This window comes from Cellulomonas dongxiuzhuiae (assembly GCF_018623035.1).
GTDB classification, from domain to species: Bacteria; Actinomycetota; Actinomycetes; order Actinomycetales; family Cellulomonadaceae; genus Cellulomonas; species Cellulomonas dongxiuzhuiae.
Window position 1 is genome coordinate 1042913 of record NZ_CP076023.1, and the last position, 18497, is coordinate 1061409.

The 18497-nt window shown below is 74.8% G+C and carries 13 protein-coding genes; 5 read left to right on the forward strand and 8 right to left on the reverse strand.

Annotated elements, in window-relative coordinates; all coding sequences use genetic code 11:
• Positions 1–6 precede the first annotated feature (6 nt).
• The 3 genes from KKR89_RS04695 to KKR89_RS04705 all read right to left on the reverse strand — a co-directional run bounded on the left by KKR89_RS04695 (position 7) and on the right by KKR89_RS04705 (position 7780).
• Positions 7–2781, reverse strand: coding sequence for an FtsX-like permease family protein (locus KKR89_RS04695; protein WP_208198083.1), 2775 nt, complete (start codon positions 2779–2781; stop codon positions 7–9).
• Positions 2778–6137 (reverse strand): FtsX-like permease family protein, encoded by a 3360-nt coding sequence (locus tag KKR89_RS04700; protein ID WP_208198084.1) that lies wholly within the window; start codon positions 6135–6137, stop codon positions 2778–2780. Before KKR89_RS04700 ends, KKR89_RS04695 begins: the two co-directional genes overlap by 4 nt.
• 200 nt (positions 6138–6337) lie before the next feature.
• Positions 6338–7780 carry a class II fumarate hydratase gene (locus tag KKR89_RS04705; RefSeq protein WP_208198085.1) on the reverse strand — a complete coding sequence of 481 codons (1443 nt, stop codon included), beginning with the start codon at positions 7778–7780 and terminating at the stop codon, positions 6338–6340.
• A gap of 159 nt (positions 7781–7939) precedes the next feature.
• Here KKR89_RS04705 and KKR89_RS04710 point away from each other — a divergent pair, with 159 nt between their 5' ends.
• Genes KKR89_RS04710 through KKR89_RS04725 form a run of 4 tightly spaced genes read left to right on the forward strand, consistent with a single transcriptional unit; the run spans position 7940 to position 12316 of the window.
• Entirely contained in the window at positions 7940–9223 is a 1284-nt protein-coding gene (locus KKR89_RS04710) for an extracellular solute-binding protein (RefSeq protein WP_208198086.1), read from the forward strand.
• Positions 9220–10182, forward strand: a complete 963-nt coding sequence (locus KKR89_RS04715) for a carbohydrate ABC transporter permease (protein WP_208198087.1) — start codon at positions 9220–9222, stop codon at positions 10180–10182. Before KKR89_RS04710 ends, KKR89_RS04715 begins: the two co-directional genes overlap by 4 nt.
• Positions 10179–11012: a carbohydrate ABC transporter permease gene (locus tag KKR89_RS04720; RefSeq protein WP_208198088.1), complete on the forward strand. Its 834-nt coding sequence runs from the start codon at positions 10179–10181 to the stop codon at positions 11010–11012. The genes KKR89_RS04715 and KKR89_RS04720 overlap by 4 nt, the downstream gene beginning before the upstream one ends.
• 29 nt (positions 11013–11041) lie before the next feature.
• Entirely contained in the window at positions 11042–12316 is a 1275-nt protein-coding gene (locus tag KKR89_RS04725; protein ID WP_208198089.1) for an ABC transporter ATP-binding protein, read from the forward strand.
• 15 nt (positions 12317–12331) lie between these two features.
• Here the strand turns inward: KKR89_RS04725 and KKR89_RS04730 are convergent, their stop codons facing one another.
• The 4 genes from KKR89_RS04730 to xseA form a co-directional block, all read right to left on the reverse strand.
• The gene (locus KKR89_RS04730; RefSeq protein ID WP_208198090.1) at positions 12332–13003 is read right to left on the reverse strand and encodes a carbonic anhydrase; all 672 of its coding nucleotides are present in this window, start codon (positions 13001–13003) and stop codon (positions 12332–12334) included.
• On the reverse strand, positions 13000–13971 hold the full coding sequence (locus KKR89_RS04735) for a carbohydrate kinase family protein (RefSeq protein WP_208198091.1): 972 nt from the start codon (positions 13969–13971) through the stop codon (positions 13000–13002). The genes KKR89_RS04730 and KKR89_RS04735 overlap by 4 nt, the downstream gene beginning before the upstream one ends.
• The gene (locus KKR89_RS04740; protein ID WP_208198092.1) at positions 13968–14285 is read right to left on the reverse strand and encodes an exodeoxyribonuclease VII small subunit; all 318 of its coding nucleotides are present in this window, start codon (positions 14283–14285) and stop codon (positions 13968–13970) included. The genes KKR89_RS04735 and KKR89_RS04740 overlap by 4 nt, the downstream gene beginning before the upstream one ends.
• An 81-nt stretch (positions 14286–14366) precedes the next feature.
• A complete protein-coding gene (gene xseA / locus KKR89_RS04745) occupies positions 14367–15641 on the reverse strand; it encodes an exodeoxyribonuclease VII large subunit (protein ID WP_208198093.1) in 1275 nt (424 codons plus the stop codon).
• A gap of 127 nt (positions 15642–15768) precedes the next feature.
• On the opposite strand from xseA, the gene KKR89_RS04750 reads away from it, so the two are divergent.
• On the forward strand, positions 15769–16830 hold the full coding sequence (locus tag KKR89_RS04750; RefSeq protein ID WP_251141019.1) for a 4-hydroxy-3-methylbut-2-enyl diphosphate reductase: 1062 nt from the start codon (positions 15769–15771) through the stop codon (positions 16828–16830).
• Positions 16831–16848: 18 nt separating this feature from the next.
• On the opposite strand, the gene KKR89_RS04755 is transcribed toward KKR89_RS04750, so the two are convergent.
• Positions 16849–18282, reverse strand: coding sequence for a DNA recombination protein RmuC (locus KKR89_RS04755; protein WP_208198094.1), 1434 nt, complete (start codon positions 18280–18282; stop codon positions 16849–16851).
• Positions 18283–18497: the final 215 nt, after the last annotated feature.

Below are 18497 nucleotides of genomic sequence, written 5' to 3' on the forward strand. Positions count from 1 at the left end.
TCCTGGTCATCGTTCACCTACCCGCAGCACCTCGCCGAGCCTGTCCCTGCGCCGTACGGCCTGCTCCACCACCACCGCCACCACGAGGGCGACGACGAGGGCCGCCGCGGCCGCCGCGACGGGCCACCAGGTGACGTCCACCGTCACGCCCCCGGGCTCCGCCGTGAGCAGCTGCAGGCCGATCGCGTCGCCGATGAGCGCGGGCACGCCCAGCCCGATCGCCACACCGCCCACGAGCCCACCGAGCGTGAGGGGCGCCAGCTCGCCCAGCGTCGCCCAGCGGGCGGTGCGCGCGTCGAGCCCCAGCGTCCGCAGCGCCGACAGGGTCCGGCCGCGCTCGCGGGCGGTCGCCACGACGACGAGGACCAGGGCGAGCACCGACAGCGCGGCGAGCACGGCCACCGCGGCGAGGAGGAGCGTCGTCAGGCCCGACGTCAGCGGAGCCTGCGACCAGTCCTGCCACCAGCCGTCGCGCGTCGTGACGACCACCCCGGAGGACGCGGTCGGTGCGAGGCGCTCGGCCTCGACGGCCTCGACGGCGCCAGGACCGCTCACCCACGCGCGGTCCACGGTCGGTCGCTGGCCGCTGACGGCGGCGAGCGTCGCGCGGTCCACGACGACCAGGCCGTCGTCGTCCTCCAGCGGCGCCGCGACGCGCGCGTCGAGCGTCGGGGCGCCGGCGTCGGGCCGCAGGACGGTCGTGCCCCGGACGTCGAACCGCACGGTGGTGTTGAGCACGGACATCACCGGCTCGGCGTCACCGGCCTGCGCGCGCTCGAGCAGGCCTGCGCTCACGAGCGCGGGGACCGTCCCGGCGGGCCCCGGCTCGGCCAGCGCCGCGAGGGCCTCGTCGACGGGCAGGCCCGCGGCGGCCCGCACCCGCCCGAGCTCGGCGGCGTCCACGACGAGGATCGTCGCGCTCAGCCCGGTGCGCGTGCCGTAGGTGCGGTCGCGCACCTGGGCGGCCGTCGCCACGTCGGTGACCCCGGGTGCGGCGGCGATCCGCGTCAGCGCGGCGGCGCCGGCCTCCGTGCCGATCGACCCGTCCAGCCGGACCGGTGCGCCGACCAGCTCGTCCGCGGCGGCCTGCTGTCCCGTGCTGACGGTGTGCACCAGGGTGCCCGACAGCACGACGAGCGCGACGCTGACCGTGACCGTCAGGACCGGCACGACGGCCGTCGCCGCGCCGTGGGCACGTGCGACCGCGAGCGGTGCGGCGAGGCCGCGCGAGCGTGACGCCCACCGCCCGGCCGCGCGGACGACCGCGGGGGAGACGCGGACCACGACCAGCGCCGCGGCGGACGCCACGAGCACCGGGGCCGCGGCGAGCAGCGGGTCGACCTCGCCCTGGCCCAGGGGGACGAGCCCCCGGCCCCGGACCGACACGAGAGCCGCGGCCGCGAGCACGACCACGAGAGCCTCGACGACGATCCGGCGGGCCTGCCCACGCGCCCGCTGGGCCGCGCGTGCGCGCCGGTCGGCCGGGACGCGCCGTCCCTCCCAGGCGGCGGCCGCCGCACGTGCCGCCAGGACGGCCGGTGCGAGTGCGGCGACGGCCGCCACGGCCACCGCGATGAGCACCGAGCCCCGTTGGCCGTGCAGCGTCACCGCGACGACACCGCCCGCGAGCAGCCCGGCCGCGAGCACCACCGGCGCGGACTCCAGCAGGCCGCGCGTCACGACCGAGGCGATCGACGCGCCGCGTGCACGCTCGCCCGCCAGGAAGGGCTGCCGGCGGGTGACGAGCAGGGAGGCGGCGAGCACGAGGCACAGGGCCGCCGCGGTCGCGACGCCGGCGACGACGAGGGACGCCTGTGCGCGGGCCGCGGACATGCGGGCGTCGAACGCGGTGACGACCGCCGGCAGACCGCTGTAGATGTTCGCCGAGCGCGCGTACGTCGCCTCGATCAGCCCCACGAGCCGGTGCGCGTCGGTGACCGTCAGGCCGTCCGTCCGCACGGGGGCCCGTGAGGAGACCGCCACGGCGTTGCGACCCACCACGTGGACCATGTCGGGGATCGCCTCGACCGGCACGTACGCCGAGGTCTGCAGCAGCGTCGCGGTGCCGGGCGGCGACGTGATCGCGGTGAGCAGACCCGGGTGCTCCGCCCAGACGCGTGCGAGGGGGTCGACCGCCTCGTACAGCCCGGTGACGACGACGTGGTCGTAGTCGCCCGTGGTGTGGCGGCGCATGACGAAGGGGCCGTCGTCGAGGGTGATGCCGAGCTCCTCGGCCGCGGCGACGTTCAGACCGACGTGCACGGTGCGTGGGCCGGGCTCGTCCCCGGGCCGACCGTGCTGCTCGTCCGTCGGGACGGGACCCGGCGCCGTGCCGGCGACCCAGCGGACCAGGGGGGCGGGGTCGCCGGTCTGCCCGACGTGGACGAGGGAGAGGGCGAACGCACCCACGGGGGTGCGCATGGTGGCGTACCCCGACGTCACGGCGACGACCGGCGCGTCGACGGCCTTGCCGAACTGGAAGAGGAGCATCGAGGCGGCCGCGTACCCCGCCTCCTGGGCGGGTGGCGGCCTGCCCGTCACAGGGTCGGGCGGGGCCATCCCGACGATCTCACCGTCACGACCGGCCGCGATGATCGTCTCGCGCACCGCGCCGTCGGCGCTGCTCTCGACCAGGCGTGGCACCGCGAGCGTGAGGAGCAGCGTCGCGAGGAGCAGGACGGCGCTCCCGACGACCAGGGCCGTGTCCTGGCGGGCGCGCCGCACGGTGACCAGCAGCGCGACGGCCGTGGTCGCCCGGACGCGGGTGTCGATGTCACTCATCGGTCGTCCCCCAACCGCAGCAGGGCACCGGAGGCGCGCCGCACGAGCACGACGGCCAGGAGCGCGACGACGGCGCACGCCGCGAGGGCCAGACCGCCCGTGATGACCAGGGCCAGGCCGTCCTGCCAGACCACGAGCGGGGCCGGGACGGGCCGTCGGCCGTCCGAGGACACCGTCAGGACGGGGGTGACGACCCTCGCGAGCCCGTAGCCGATCGCCAGTCCGGCGAGCGCGCCGACCAGGACCAGCGCCACGTGCTCGCCCACCAGGCCGCGCACGAGCGACGGGCGTGCGGCGCCCAGCGCCTGCAGCCGGGCGAGCTCGAGGCGACGTGAGCGGATCGCGGCGGCCGCGCTCGCGCCGAGTCCCACGAGGACGAGCACGAGCGTCGCGGCGGTCACGAGCGACAGCGCGGCGGGGATCGCGGCGCTCAGCGGTCCGGCGACCGCGGCCGCCCGCTCGGTGGTCCGCACCGTCGCCTCCGCGTCCGCGGCGCGCGCGAGGGCCGCGGCGAGCGCGGGGGCGTCGCCGTCGGGGGCGGCCAGCCACCAGGAGTCGACGAGGGGGTCGGTGCCGGCGGCCTCGACCGACCCGCGTCCCAGCGCGTCGCGGTCCACGAGCACGGCGGGCCCGCGGGGCACACCGGGCAGGTACGGCACGACGTCCTCCACGACGGCCTGCACCTGGGCGTCGCCGGCACGGATCCAGAAGTGGATGCCGGGCGACAGGCTCGCGCGCTCGGCGACGGCCGTGGTGACCAGCGCCCGGACGGCGCCGTGCGCGGGCCACGCGTGCGCGACGAGGCGGCCGTTCCCCCCGTCCATCGCGGCCAGGTCGAACTTGCCGTCGACCACGAGCGCGCCGGGAGGCACGTCGTCGACGAACGGGTACGGGCCCACCCGGGCGCCGACGGTCGCGCCACGCTCAAGCCCGCCGCTGGTCGCACCGGCCTGCCAGCCGCCCGCCTCGAGCGCCACGGGCGTCCCCTGCGCGGACGCCGCGGCGAGCGCCTCGTCCGGCGACGTCAGGCCGACCGCACGGTCCAGGACGCGCACGTCCTGGAGGGTGAACCACACCTGGCCGAGGCGGGCGGCCGGCGAGTCGGCGCCCATCGCGGTCGCACCGGACAGCGTGACCACGGCCGACGCGGCGACCAGGCGCAGGGGTCCGAGCCCGCGCGGCACGGCCAGGGCGAAGGTCGACGGCACGTCGAGGGGCAGCTCGGGCACGCTGACCCAGGCCCGCACGCCGGTCTCGTCCTCGACCGCCAGCGTCGGGTAGAGCATCCCCGCCGTGTACGGGTCGGAGCCCGCCGTCATGGTGACCACGAGCCACTGCGGGTCCCCGGGCAGCGGTGTTCCGGTCGGACCGGTGCTCACCGGCGCGTCCTCGCCCTCCGGTGTCCCGAGCCCGCCGACCAGCGTGGACCAGGGCACGTCCGTCCGGCCGCGCAGCGCCTCGGGGTGCTCGGTGTCGACGGCCAGCATCCGCACGTCGAAGCCCGAGCTCTCCTGGCCCTGCCCGACCGGGCGGCCGATCGACGCGTTCCGGTCCACGACCGGCTGCAGGTGGGTGCCCGCCGGTGCGTCTGCCAGGACAGCGCGGGCGTCTGCCGACGCGGTCAGACGCTCGCCGCGGATCCCCTCGACCCGCACGTCGGTGCCGACGGCGAGGTCGACCTGGTCGACCTGCGAGGTGCGCCACGTCGCGAGGAAGGCGTGCGAGAACGTCGCGGCGGACACGGCGAGGATGACGACCAAGGTCGTGCCGGTCGCGGCCGTGAAGCGGCGCGAGACCTGCCACGCGGCGAGCGGGACGACGAGCGACGCGCTGCGGCGCGCGAGGACGTCGGCACCGCGCGCGAGAGGCGCGACCGCACGCAGCGCGAGCACGGCTGCTCCCAGCGTGACGAGCGCGGGTCCGACGACGAGCACGGGGTCCAGCCGGACGCCGGCGGGCCCGCGCGTGAGCGGGGCGCCGTAGTCGAGGAGCTGCCACAGGGCGACGCCCGCGAGCACCACGAGCGCGAGGTCCGCGCCCGCACGGACCAGGCCGGCGTGGGCGGCGGCGCTCGACGAGCCGGCGGTGTGCCAGGCCGGCACGACCAGGGACACGGCCAGGACCGTCGCGACCGCCGCGCACGCGATCCAGACCGACACGGGGATCCCCGGCGGCGCGCCCAGGCCGGCGTCGCCGAGGCCCCCGGCGTCGGCCAGACGCGTGAACGCGACGCGGGCGACCCACGGCGCGACAGCCGCGGCCACCGCCGCCAGGACCGCGGCCTCGAGGACCGCGAGCGAGCGCAGCTGTGCCGCCGACGCGCCGCGCGCGGCGACGAGCTCACCCTCGGCGGCCCGCCGTTCCCCGAGCAGCCGCGCGGCCAGCAGCATCACGGTGGTGGCGAGCACGACGAGCAGCAGCCCGACGACCACGACGCCGACGCGCGTCACCGTGAGCTCGCGCCACGAGGCGTCGATGGTCTCGCCCAGCCGCGTGAGCACGAACCCGCTGGCGCCGACGTCGCGGAGCCCGGCGGACAGCTGCGCCTGGGTGGACTCGAGGTTGTCGCGCGTCTGCGTCAGGGCACCCCGCGGGGCGCCGGCGAGGTGGGGCGTGGTCAGTACGTGAACCGTGTCGACCGTGCCGACGCCCAGCAGCGCGTCGGGCGCCACGACCATCGGCCCCCACGCGTCGGTCGTGAGCCTGCCGCCGGTGCCGATGACCGGGTAGCGGCTGTCGTGGGCGGCACCCTTCAGCAGGTCGCGCGACCACGACGCCGACGAGCCGGTGAGCCGGTGGGTCCCGACGACGACCCAGCTGTCCTGCGTCTGCCCGCCGAGCGTGCGGACCGGCACGACGGTGCCGACCGTCCAGCCGTACCGCTGCGCGGCGACGTCCGGCGCGTTGACGAGGAGCCGCCCGCCGTCGTCGCGTGCACGGTCCGGCCACGCGCCCGCCACGAGCTCGCCCTGCTCCGGCAGGAGCGGCGTGCTGGCGGGGTACGCGACGGGTGCGAACTGCGTGCCGGCGACCAGGGGCAGGGACCACATCCGGCCGGTGAGCCAGGTCTCCCTGTCGGACGGCAGGTCGCCCAGGGTCGCGGCCAGCGCGACGTCGGTCGCCGCGAGCGCCGCAGCGGCGTCCTTCTTGTTGACCCGGACGACGGCCTCGAGGGTCACGGCCGAGTCGGGCACGCGCGCGATCTCCGCCTCGACCGCGTCGTCGCCGGTGACCTCGAGCAGGAACGCGAACGTCCCGAGCAGGGTCGTCGCCACGAAGGTGACGACGGCGACGGTCGCGATGACGGTGGCCTGGTCGCGCAGGCGTCCCAGGAGCACCTGCGACCGCCAGCCCATCGCCCCACCCTCCGCAGCGCCACCCGACGTCGGGTGCCCCTCGGTGTCCGAGGGCTGACGGCGATGCTAGGTGACCCAAACCCGCAGGTGGGAGGATCGATAACACCCGTTCGGGTGACAGAAAAGGTTGGGTCGGCCGACGGGTGGATTCACTCGTCCGGGCGTCCGGACCGACGTGCGGCCCGGACGCCCGGAGCGTCTCAGGCCTGCGGCGGACGCGTCATCGCGAGCACGTCGAGCGCGGTGTCGAGCTGCTGGAGCGTGAGCTCGCCGCGCTCGACGAAGCCCAGGTCGAGGGTCGCCTGGCGGATCGTGACGCCCGCCTTCACGGCGTGCTTGGCGATCTTGGCGGCGTTCTCGTAGCCGATGGTGCGGTTGAGGGGCGTGACGATCGAGGGCGACGACTCGGCCAGCGCGCGGGCGCGCTCGACGTTGGGCGTCGTGCCCACGACCGTGCGGTCGGCCAGGACGCGCGAGGCGTTCGCCAGCAGGCGGACCGACTCGAGCACCGCCGACGCGATGACGGGGATCTGGACGTTGAGCTCGAACGAGCCGGACGCGCCCGCCCACGCGACCGTGGCGTCGTTGCCGACGACGCGCGAGCAGACCATGAGCACGGCCTCCGGGACGACCGGGTTGACCTTGCCGGGCATGATCGACGAGCCGGGCTGCAGGTCCGGCAGCGCGATCTCGCCGAGGCCCGTGTTGGGGCCCGACCCCATCCAGCGCAGGTCGTTGCAGATCTTCGTCAGGCTGACCGCGATCGTGCGCAGCGCGCCCGAGAGCTCGACGAGGCCGTCGCGCGACGACTGCGCCTCGAAGTGGTCGCGCGCCTCGGTCAGCGGCAGGCCGGTGTCCTCGACCAGCAGCGCGATGACCCGCTGCGGGAAGCCGGCGGGGGTGTTGATGCCGGTGCCCACGGCCGTGCCCCCGAGCGGGACCTCGGCGGCGCGGGGCAGCGCGGCCTGCAGGCGCTCGACGCCGTAGCGCATGGCGGCGGCGTACCCGCCGAACTCCTGCCCGAGGGTCACCGGCGTCGCGTCCATGAGGTGCGTGCGCCCGGACTTCACGACGTGGGCCCACGCGGTCGCCTTCGCCTCCAGGGCGCCCGCGAGGTGCTCGAGGGCCGGGACGAGGTCACGGACCACACCTGCCGTGGCGGCCACGTGCACGGACGTCGGGAACACGTCGTTGGACGACTGCGACGCGTTGACGTGGTCGTTCGGGTGCACCGCGCGCCCGAGCAGGCGCGTGGCGAGCGTGGCCAGGACCTCGTTGGTGTTCATGTTCGAGCTGGTGCCCGAGCCGGTCTGGTAGACGTCGACGGGGAAGTGGGCGTCGTGCACGCCCGAGGCGACCTCGTCGGCCGCCGTCGCGATCGCGTCGGCCACGTCCTGCGGGAGGACGCCGAGCTCGGCGTTGGCCCGCGCGGCCGCCTTCTTGACCCGTGCGAGGGCCTCGATGTGGCCGCGCTCGAGCGTGCTCCCCGAGATGGGGAAGTTCTCGACCGCGCGCTGCGTCTGCGCGCGGTACAGCGCGTCGGCGGGGACGCGCACCTCGCCCATCGTGTCGTGCTCGATGCGGAAGCCGGGGGTGGCGACGTCCGCGGTGGCCGCGGCGTCGGGACCGTTCGTGTCAGTCATGAGCCCATCCTTCCACCGCCGCGGGGGTCGTCGGCCGTGCCGCGCACCGCAGCTGCGCACCTCGCCGGGCGCCTCCGGTGGCGGGACCGGGCAGGTCGTAGTGCGATGTGATCGAACGCCCGGCCCTTTCCCGACGACGCGAGAGGTCAGGTTCCCGACGTGCGACGACGCGCGGCCCTCCTCGCCCTGGTGCTCGTGGCGCCGCTCGCCGCGTGCGCCTCGGCCGAGGCGGGCCCTCCCACGCTCACGTGGTACATCAACCCGGACTCGGGGGGGCAGGCCCGCATCGCGCGGGAGTGCAGCGAGGCCTCCGACGGCGCGTACCGCCTCGACGTCGCGCTGCTGCCGCGCGACGCACCGAGCCAGCGCGAGCAGCTCGTGCGGCGCCTGGCCGCCGCCGACACGTCGATCGACCTCATGAGCATCGACCCGCCGTTCGTCCCGGAGTTCTCGAACGCCGACTTCCTCGCGGACGTGCCGGACGACGTCGCCGAGGTCGTCACGCAGGACGTGGCCGAGGGCGCGGTCGCCGCGGCGACGTTCGGCGACGAGCTCGTGGTCGTGCCGTTCTGGGCGAACACGCAGCTGCTCTGGTACCGCAAGGCCGTGGCCGAGGCCGCGGGGCTCGACATGACCCGGCCGGTGACGTGGGAGCAGGTCATCGCGGCGGCCGACGACCAGGACGTCACCGTCGCCGTGCAGGGCACCCGCGCGGAGTCGCTCACGGTCTGGGTGAACGCGCTGGTCGAGTCCGCGGGCGGGCACATCCTCGAGAACCCCGACGAGGAGGACCCGCAGCAGGTCACGGCGAGCCTGGACTCCGACGCGGGGCGCACGGCCGCGCAGATCATCGCGGACCTCACCGCGGCAGGCGTCGGCGGGGCGCAGCTGTCCAACGCCGACGAGGACATCAACGCCTCGATGTTCGAGGGTGACGCCGCGGGCTTCATGGTCAACTGGCCGTTCGTGTGGCAGCGCGCCAAGGCGGCCGTCGAGGCGGGCAGCCTCGACCAGTCGGTCGTCGACGACTACGGCTGGGCGATGTACCCCCAGGCGGTCGAGGGTGAGCAGTCCCGCCCGCCCATCGGCGGGGTCACGCTGGGCGTGAGCGCCTTCAGCGAGCACCCTGACCTGGCCTTCGAGGCCGCGCAGTGCATCGTCCAGCCCGAGAAGCAGGCGGAGTACTACCTGTCCGACGGCAACCCGCCCGGGGCGCTCGCCGCCTTCGACGACCCCGAGGTCCAGGAGGCGTTCCCCATGGCCGACCTGATCCGGGAGTCCCTGCAGCAGGCGGCACCGCGTCCGCAGACGCCCTTCTACAACGAGGTGTCCTCGAGCCTGCAGCGCACGTGGCACCCGCCGCGCGCGGTGTCGCCGGACTCCAGCCCCGGACGGGCCGACCAGCTCGTCATCGACGTCCTGCAGGGGAGGTCGCTGCTGTGAGCGCCGCCACCACCGCCGTCCCCGCCGCCGCCGACGCGGCGACGCGCAAGCCGCCCCGGCCCCACCGGTCCGACCGCGGGCGCCAGGAGGCACGGCTCGGCATGATGCTGTGCGCACCGGCGATCCTCGTCCTGCTGGCCGTGGTCGGGTACCCGATCCTGCAGGCCGTCTGGGACTCGCTGTTCAGCTACAAGCTCACGAACCCCGACGCGCGGCGCTTCGTCGGCCTCGGCAACTTCTCGCTGATCCTGTCCGACCCCATCTGGTGGCGGGCGCTCGGCGTGACGGTCCTCATCACGGTCGTCACGGTCGTCGTCGAGCTCGTCCTCGGGTTCGCGCTCGCGCTGGTCATGAACCACGCGCTGGGCACGCTGCGGCCGGCGCTGCGCACCGCGATCCTCATCCCGTACGCGATCATCACGGTCGTCTCGGCGTTCGCGTTCCGGTTCATGTTCGACCTGACCAGCGGGTTCGTGAACAGCTGGCTGCCGTTCGTGCCCGACGACCTGGACTGGTTCGCGTCGTTCGGGACCGCGGTGACCGTCATCTCGATCTCGGAGATCTGGAAGACCACGCCGTTCATCTCGCTGCTGCTGCTCTCGGGCCTCGCGCAGGTCCCGGGCGAGCTGCAGGAGGCCGCGAAGGTCGACGGGGCCACGTGGTGGCAGCGCATGCGTCGCGTGACGATCCCCAACATGAAGGCCGCGATCATGGTCGCGCTGCTGTTCCGCACGCTCGACGCGTTCCGGATCTTCGACAACATCTTCATCATGACGAACGGTGCGGCGGGCACCGAGTCGGTCTCGTTCCTCGCCTACCGGCAGACGATCCAGCGGCTCGAGATCGGCATCGGCTCGGCCGTCTCCGTCCTGCTGACGATCTGCGTCGCGCTCATCGCGATCGTGTTCGTCAAGGGCTTCAAGGTCAACCTGGCGGCGTCGACGAGGGCGGGACGATGAGCGGGCGGTCGAAGGCGTGGTGGTGGGTCGGTGGGCTGCTCATCTTCCTGTACTGCCTGTTCCCCGTCGCGTGGATCCTGTCGCTGTCGCTCAAGGCGCCCTCGGACCTGGACGACGGCTCGTTCCTGCCCACGTCCGTGTCGTGGCAGAACTACCAGCTCATCCTCACGGGCGACGCGTCCGGCCTGTTCCTGCCGGCGCTGCGCAACTCGGTGGGCATCTGCCTCATCGCCACGGCCATCTCGGTCGTGCTCGCGGCACTGTGCGCGTACGCGGTCGCGCGGCTCGACTTCCCCGGCAAGGCGTTCGTGCTGGGGCTGTCGCTCGCGGTGTCGATGTTCCCGGTCATCTCGATCGTCACGCCGCTGTTCAACATCTGGCGCGCGATCGGGCTGTTCGACACGTGGGCGGGGCTGGTCATCCCGTACCTGTCGATCACCCTGCCGCTGTCCATCTGGACGCTCACGGCGTTCTTCCGCGAGATCCCGTGGGAGATGGAGCAGGCCGCGCAGGTCGACGGCGCCACGACCGCGCAGGCGTTCCGCAAGGTCATCGTGCCGCTCGCCGGGCCCGGTGTGGCCACGACCGCGATCATCGCGTTCTTCCTCGCGTGGAACGACTTCGTCTACGGCATCTCGCTGACGTCCACCGAGGCCGCCCGCCCCGTGCCGGCGGCGCTCGCGTTCTTCACGGGTGCCTCGCAGTTCGAGGAGCCGACCGGGGCGATCTCCGCCGCGGCCGTCATCGTCACCGTCCCCGTCGTCGTGCTGGTGCTGCTGTTCCAGCGCCAGATCGTCGCCGGGCTCACCCAGGGCGCCGTCAAGGGCTGACCCGCCGTCGGAGCAGGAGGAGGAGCGCCATGGCCGCGATCACGCTGAGCCACGTCGTGAAGAAGTACGGCGACGGATTCCCGGCCGTGAACGACGTCAGCCTGGACATCGACGACGGGGAGTTCGTCATCCTCGTGGGCCCGTCCGGCTGCGGGAAGTCCACGCTGCTGCGGATGGTCGTCGGGCTGGAGGACATCAGCGACGGCGAGATCTCGATCGACGGGGACGTCGTCAACGACAAGGCGCCGCGCGACCGCAAGCTCGCGATGGTGTTCCAGAACTACGCGCTGTACCCCCACCTGAGCGTCTTCGAGAACATCGCGTTCCCGCTGCGGCTCGAGAAGGGCAAGTACCCCGAGGACGAGGTCCGGCGGCGCGTCGAGAAGGCTGCCGAGACCCTCGAGCTGCAGGAGCACCTCGACCGCAAGCCTGCGAACCTGTCCGGCGGGCAGCGGCAGCGCGTCGCGATGGGCCGCGCGATCGTCCGCGAGGCCCGCGCGTTCCTGTTCGACGAGCCGCTGTCCAACCTCGACGCGAAGCTCCGCGGCCAGATGCGGACCGAGATCGCCCGCATGCAGCGCCGGCTCGGCACGACCACGATCTACGTGACGCACGACCAGACCGAGGCCATGACGCTCGGCGACCGTGTGGCGGTCCTCAAGAAGGGCGTGCTGCAGCAGGTCGCGAGCCCGCGGGCCCTGTACGAGCAGCCGGTCAACCTGTTCGTCGCCGGGTTCATCGGCTCCCCGCCGATGAACTTCCTGCCCGGCGAGGTCGACGGCGACGTGCTGCGCATGCCGCTGACGGAGGTCCCGCTGACGGACGAGCTGCGCGCGCGGATCGGCGACCGCAAGCTCGTGATCGTCGGTCTGCGGCCCGAGCACCTCGAGGACGCCGACACGCTGGACGACGAGACGCGCGCCAAGGGCGTCACCTTCGAGGCCGACGTCGACGTCGTCGAGTGGCTGGGCGCGGAGCTGTACGCGTACGTCCCGTTCGAGACGCGCGGCGACGTCGCGGGCACCCTCGCCGAGCTCGACCGCGACCTCGACGGCGAGAACCTGCGCACCCAGCTGGTCGCCGCGCTCGGCGCCGAGTCGCACGTGCGCGACGGCGACACGGCCGAGCTCTGGTTCGACCCGTCGCGGCTCCTGCTGTTCGACCCCGAGTCGGGGGACAACCTCACGTTCGACGAGGAGTCGGCGCGGCGCTCCGACGAGGAGAGCGTCGAGGAGCGCCGGCGCGCGACCGAGCGCGCGCGTCGCCGAGCCGACCGGGAGCGCGAGGGCGAGACCGCGGCCTGACGCCCCCGGCCGGCGTCAGTCCTGCGGGGGGACAACGCCCATGCCGGCGCCGATGTCCCCGATGACGTGGGCCAGGCGCGCCCGGCCGTCGGCGAGGGTGTACTCGAGCGCGACGATCGCGCAGCGCCCGGCGGCGATCTCGTCGGCGAGCGACACCGAGTAGCCGTGGAGCTGGCGTGCGGTGTGCAGCACGTGCTGGTGCCCGAGCGTCGCCGCGTCGAACGAGTCGAGCGGTCGGCCCGACGCCGTGAGCCCGACGATCGACGGGATCACGCGGTCGACCACGGCCTGCACGAACCCGGGGGGCACGTTGCCGTTGGTGATGGCGTCGACGGCGGCGGCCACGGCGCCGCACGAGTCGTGCGCCAGGACCACGACGAGCGGTGCACCGAGGACCGTCACGCCGTACTCGATGGACCCGATGACCGTGGTGTCGAGCACGTGGCCCGCGGTGCGCACGACGAAGAGGTCCCCCAGTCCCTGGTCGAAGATGATCTCGGCCGCGACGCGGCTGTCCGAGCAGCCGAACACCACCGCGAACGGGTGCTGCTCGGCGCTCAGCTCGGCGCGCCGGTCGATGCCCTGCGACGGGTGCAGCATGCGGTCCTCGACGAACCGCACGTTGCCCGCGCAGAGCTCCGCCCACGCGGCGGCAGGGGTCGTGGGGGCGGTGGTGGCGGCGGTCATGCGCCGGCTCCCTTCGTGTCCGTGGCGGCGGGTACGTCATCGAGCTCGGCGCGTCGCGGCGGGTCCGCACCGGGTCGCGAGACCGTGATCGCGGCGATCCGGGCGCAGCGCTCCAGCACCTTCTGCAGCACGGCCGGGTCCGCGTCGTGCAGCGCGGCCCGGCGGCCGGCGCCCAGCAGCCCGGCCGACCACAGGCCGTCGATGAGGCCGCCCATGAACGAGTCGCCCGCGCCGACCGTGTCGGCGACCGTGACGCGCGGCGCCGTCACCGAGAGCCGGGCGCCGGCCGACGTGACAGCGAACGCGCCCTCGCCGCCGTGCGTGACGACGACGAGCGCGGGACCGGACCGGCTCCACGTCTCGGCGATCTCGGCCGGTGCGACGCCGGGCTGCAGCCACGCGAGGTCCTCGTCGCTGACCTTCACCACGTCGACGAGCCGCACGAGACGCTCGACGACGGGCAGCACGTCGGCCGCCTCACCCATGAGCGCGGGCCGCAGGTTCGGGTCGTAGGTCAGGGTCGACACCTCGCGACGGCTCTCGAGCAGCGCGGCGACCTTGGGGGCGCCCGGCATCAGCACGGTGGCGATCGACCCCGTGTGCACGACGAGCGGCGCGTCGCCGTCCTCGTCCCACGACGACGGCAGGTCCCACTCGAGGTCGAACTCGTACGTCGCGACGCCGGCGGCGTCCAGGTGGGCGGTCGCCACGGGCGTCCTCGCGGGCGTGCGGTCGCCGTGCAGCACCCGGACGCCCGACCTCTCGAGGTGCCGGCGCACGAGGTCACCCTCGGCGTCGGGCGCGAGCCAGGTCAGCAGGTCGGCGGGCCGACCGAGGCGGGCCAGCCCCAGGGCGACGTTGGCGGGGCTGCCGCCGGGATGCTCGCCGCGGGTCCCGTCCGGCCGTCGCACCGCGTCGACGAGCGCCTCGCCGACCACCAGGGCGCGACCGGGGGTGCCGTCGCTCACCGTTCCTCCTGCTCGTCGATGTCCGCCGCCGCGCCCGGGGCCTGCGGCGCCGCGTCGGGCGCCGCTCCGCTCCGCGCGGACGTCAGCCGTGCCCGCGCGCCGTCGAGCCACTCCTGGCAGCGCGCCGCGAGGGCTTCACCGCGCTCCCACAGCGCGAGCGACTCCTCGAGGGTCCCCGCGCCGGACTCGAGCCGCGCCACGATCGAGACCAGCTCGTCGCGCGCCTGCTCGTAGCCGAGCGTCGCGGGGTCGGGGAGGGAGGGCGCTGCCGGGGTCCCCGCACCGGCGGGGTCGGTCGTCTCACGTCGTGCCACGCGCACAGTCAACCAGGAGCGTCCGACGCGAGCCGCACCGTCCCACGGGCACGGCCCGCTCCGGATGCCCCGCCACGGGTGTCAGGGGGTGACGGCGGCCGTCAGCTCGCCCGCGGCGACGCGCACGCGCAGCGGGTCGCCCGGCGCGACGTCCGCGGGGCTGCGCACGACGGCGCCGTCGGCCCGCTGCACCACCGCGTACCCGCGCTCCAGCGTGGCGGCGGGGGACAGCGCGCGCACCTGCCCGGCCAGCCGAGCCGTCGCGGTGGACGCCTGCGCGAGGGCGGCGTCGAGCAGCGTGCGGCCGCGCGCCGTCTGCCGGTGCAGCGCGGCCTCGTGCGGGTCGACGAGCGTCTCGGGACGTGCCACGACCGGACGCGTGCGCAGGTGGGCGAGCGTCGACTCCTCGCGCGAGATCCGGTGCGTGAGCGCGGCGCGTGTGCGGCTGCGGGCCTGCACGATGCGTGCGCGCTCCTCGGTGACGTCCGGCACGACCCGCTTGGCCGCGTCCGTGGGCGTCGACGCGCGCAGGTCCGCGACGAGGTCGAGCAGCGGGGCGTCCATGTGGTGCCCGATCGCGCTGACCAGCGGCGTGCGGCAGGCGGCCGCCGCACGCACGAGGGTCTCGTTGCTGAACGGCAGCAGGTCCTCGAACGAGCCGCCGCCGCGCGCCACGACGACGACCTCGACGCGCGGGTCGGCGTCCAGCTCGGCGATCGCCGCGCTCACCTCGGGGACCGCGCTGGGCCCCTGCACGGTGACCCGCCGGATCTCGAACTGCACGCCGGGCCAGCGGGCGCGCGCGTTCGAGACCACGTCGTGCTCGGCGTCGCCCTGCTGCGCGCACACCAGGCCGACGACCGCGGGCAGGAACGGCAGGGGGCGCTTGCGGGACTCGTCGAACAGCCCCTCCGCCGCCAGCACGCCCTTGAGGTGCTCGATGCGCGCGAGCAGCTCCCCGAGCCCGACGAGCCGCACCCGGTCCGCCGTGAACCCCAGCGCGCCCTTCTTCACCTGGTACTGCGGGCGGGCGTGGACCACGACGTGCGCACCGTCGGCGAACCGGTCGCCCAGGCTCATCGCCGCCACGGCCGGCAGCGTCACCGACAGCGACATGTCGAGGTCCGTGTCGCGCAGCGTGAGGAAGAGCAGCGAGTTCCACCGGCGCACGTTGAGCAGCTGGCCCTCGACCCAGACCGGGGGCATGCGTGCGACGTAGTCGGCCACCTTGGGCGCGAGGTGCCGCACGGGCCACGGCCGCTCGGGCGTGGTGTCGGCCGCCTTGAGCGGCAGCGGCAGCGGCGCCGCGGGTGACGCGGGGGCTGCGGCGGTCGGGGCGCTGGTCTCGTCCTGCACGGACCCAGCCTGCCTCACGCCGCCGACACGGCCCGTCCGCGCCGCCGACACCGCGGTGCCGTGGAGGTCGCGTGACGGTGGCGGGCGTCACCCGGGGTCCGCGCGGCCCCCGGCCTAGACTGGCGCGGTGACCCACGCTGCCCCGGACCCCGTCGACGCGCGCGCGCACGACCTGCGCCCCGCGCGCAAGCGCGTCCTGCTCGCGGCGCCCCGCGGGTACTGCGCCGGCGTGGACCGCGCGGTCATCGCGGTCGAGAAGGCGCTCGAGCACTACGGCGCCCCGGTGTACGTCCGCAAGGAGATCGTCCACAACCGCCACGTCGTCGACACGCTGGCGGCGCGCGGCGCGGTGTTCGTCGACGAGACGGACCAGGTGCCCGAGGGAGCGCGCGTCGTCTTCTCCGCGCACGGCGTCTCGCCGGCCGTGAAGGCGACCGCCGCGGCCCGCAACCTGCAGACGATCGACGCGACGTGCCCCCTGGTGACCAAGGTCCACAAGGAGGCCGTGCGGTTCGCCGCCGAGGACTTCGACATCCTGCTCATCGGCCACGAGGGCCACGAGGAGGTCGAGGGCACGCAGGGTCACGCCCCCGAGCACATCCAGGTCGTCAACTCCCCGGCCGACGCGGACCACGTCGAGGTCCGTGACCCGGAGCGGGTCATGTGGATCTCCCAGACCACGCTGTCGGTCGACGAGACGATGGAGACGGTCCGCCGGCTCCGCGTGAGGTTCCCGCACCTGCAGGACCCGCCGAGCGACGACATCTGCTACGCGACGCAGAACCGCCAGGTGGCCGTCAAGAAGCTCGCCCCCGCGTGCGACGTGGTGCTGACGGTCGGGTCGGCCAACTCGTCGAACTCGGTGCGGCTGGTCGAGGTCGCGCTCGACGCCGGGGCACGCTCGTCGTACCGCGTCGACAAGGCCGCCGAGATCGACCCGGCCTGGCTCGCGGGGGCGACGACGGTCGGCGTCACGTCGGGTGCCTCGGTCCCCGAGATCCTGGTGGACGACGTCCTGGCGTTCCTCGCCGCGCACGGCTTCGCCGACGTGGAGGAGGTCCGCACCGCGACGGAGGACCTCATGTTCTCGCTGCCGCGCGAGCTGCGCGCGGACCTCAAGGCCGCGGGGGAGCCGACCGGCCGCCCGCGCCCCGACGGCCGCCGCCGGCTGGACGTCCAGCCCGCCTGAGGTGTCCGCGCCGTCCGCTCACGCGGTCGAGGCGTTCCCGTCGCGCGACCGTGGCGCGGCGGCCTCGTCGGCGAGCGCCCGGGCGTCCCGGGCTCCCGCCGGGTCCCCGAGCGCTCGATCGCCCAACACCCGGTCGCCCAACACCCGGTCGCCCAGCACCAGGTCGTCGAGCGCGACGACCTGGTCGGTCGCTGACGCCACCAGCTCGGGCGCGCTGAGCGCCGTGAGCCGGGGGTTCGCCGGATCGGGCGTCGGCAGGTCGCCGTCGACGACGTTCAGGTCGGCGAAGCGCCGCGCGCTCACCAGCACCCGGGTCTCCAGAGACCCGACGGCCTGGTTGTAGGCGCCCGCCGCCGCGTCGATCGAGCGGCCGAGGCGCGCCAGGTGGCTGCCCATGGTCGCCAGGCGTCCGTGCAGCTCCTTGCCCAGGGTGAGCACCTGCTGCGCGTTCGCCGCGAGCGAGTCCTGCCGCCACGCGTACGCGACGGTCCGCAGCAGCGTCAGCAGGGTGACGGGGGTCGCGATGACGACGTTCTGCTCGAAGGCGTACTCGATGAGCGTCGGGTCCTGCTCGGCCGCGGCGTGCAGGAACGACTCCGCCGGCACGAACATGACGACGAACTCGGGTGCCGGGGCGAACTGGTCCCAGTAGCGCTTCGAGGCCAGGTCGTCGACGTGCTTGCGGACGTGCCGCGCGTGCGCCGCGAGCCGCTGCGCCCGCACCGTCTCGTCGTCCGTCTGCGCGGCGTCGAGGAACCCGAGGAACGCGACCTTGGCGTCGACGACGACGTGCTTGCCGCCGGCGAGCTTGACGACCATGTCGGGCCGCTGCAGGCCGTCGTCGGTGCGGACCTGCTCCTGCTCGACGAAGTCGACGTGCGCGAGCATGCCGGCCGCCTCCACCACGCGGCGCAGCTGGACCTCGCCCCAGCGTCCCCGCACCTGCGACGAGCGCAGGGCCGTGACGAGCTGCGACGTCTCGCCGCGCAGCTGCTCGGACGCGGCCCGCATGGCGCGCACCTGCTCGCCCAGCGCGGCGTTGCCCTCGACGCGGGCGCGCTCGGCCTCGACGAGCTCGCTGCGGACGTGGTCGAGCGTGCGCGACAGCGGCTCGACCATCGCCCGCACCGCCTGCTCGCGCTGCACCAGCTCACCGACCTGCGTCTGGTGCTCGGCCGCGAGCCGCTGGTGGGCCAGGGCGAGGAACTGCTCGCTCGTCGCCGCGAGGGCCTCGTCGGCGAGCGCCCGGAAGCGGTCGCCCGCACCCGCGCGCTCGGACTCCAGGTGCGCCCGCGCACGCGCGGCGTCGACCTCCGCGGCGCGGACCCGCTCGTCGGCCGCCCGGGCGGCGCGCGACGACGCGAGCACCCAGGCGACGAGGGCACCGAGCGCCCCCCCGAGGAGCAGGGCGCCCAGGAGCAGCGGGAGGGTGCCGAGGGTGGTGTCGTCCATGGTGCGCAGCGTGCCAGCGCCCACCGACACGGGACGTGAGGCGGTGCCGTGCGGTGGGCCGGCGCACCCTGCGGACCCGTCGCGGGACGGAGCAGGGTCTCCGTCCCGCGACCGATCCCGGCAGTGGGTGCCCGCCCCTATCCTCGGTCGGGTGACGACGCCACCCGCCCTCCCGCAGCCAGGTCCTGGGCCTGTGCCCGGGCCTGTGACCAGCG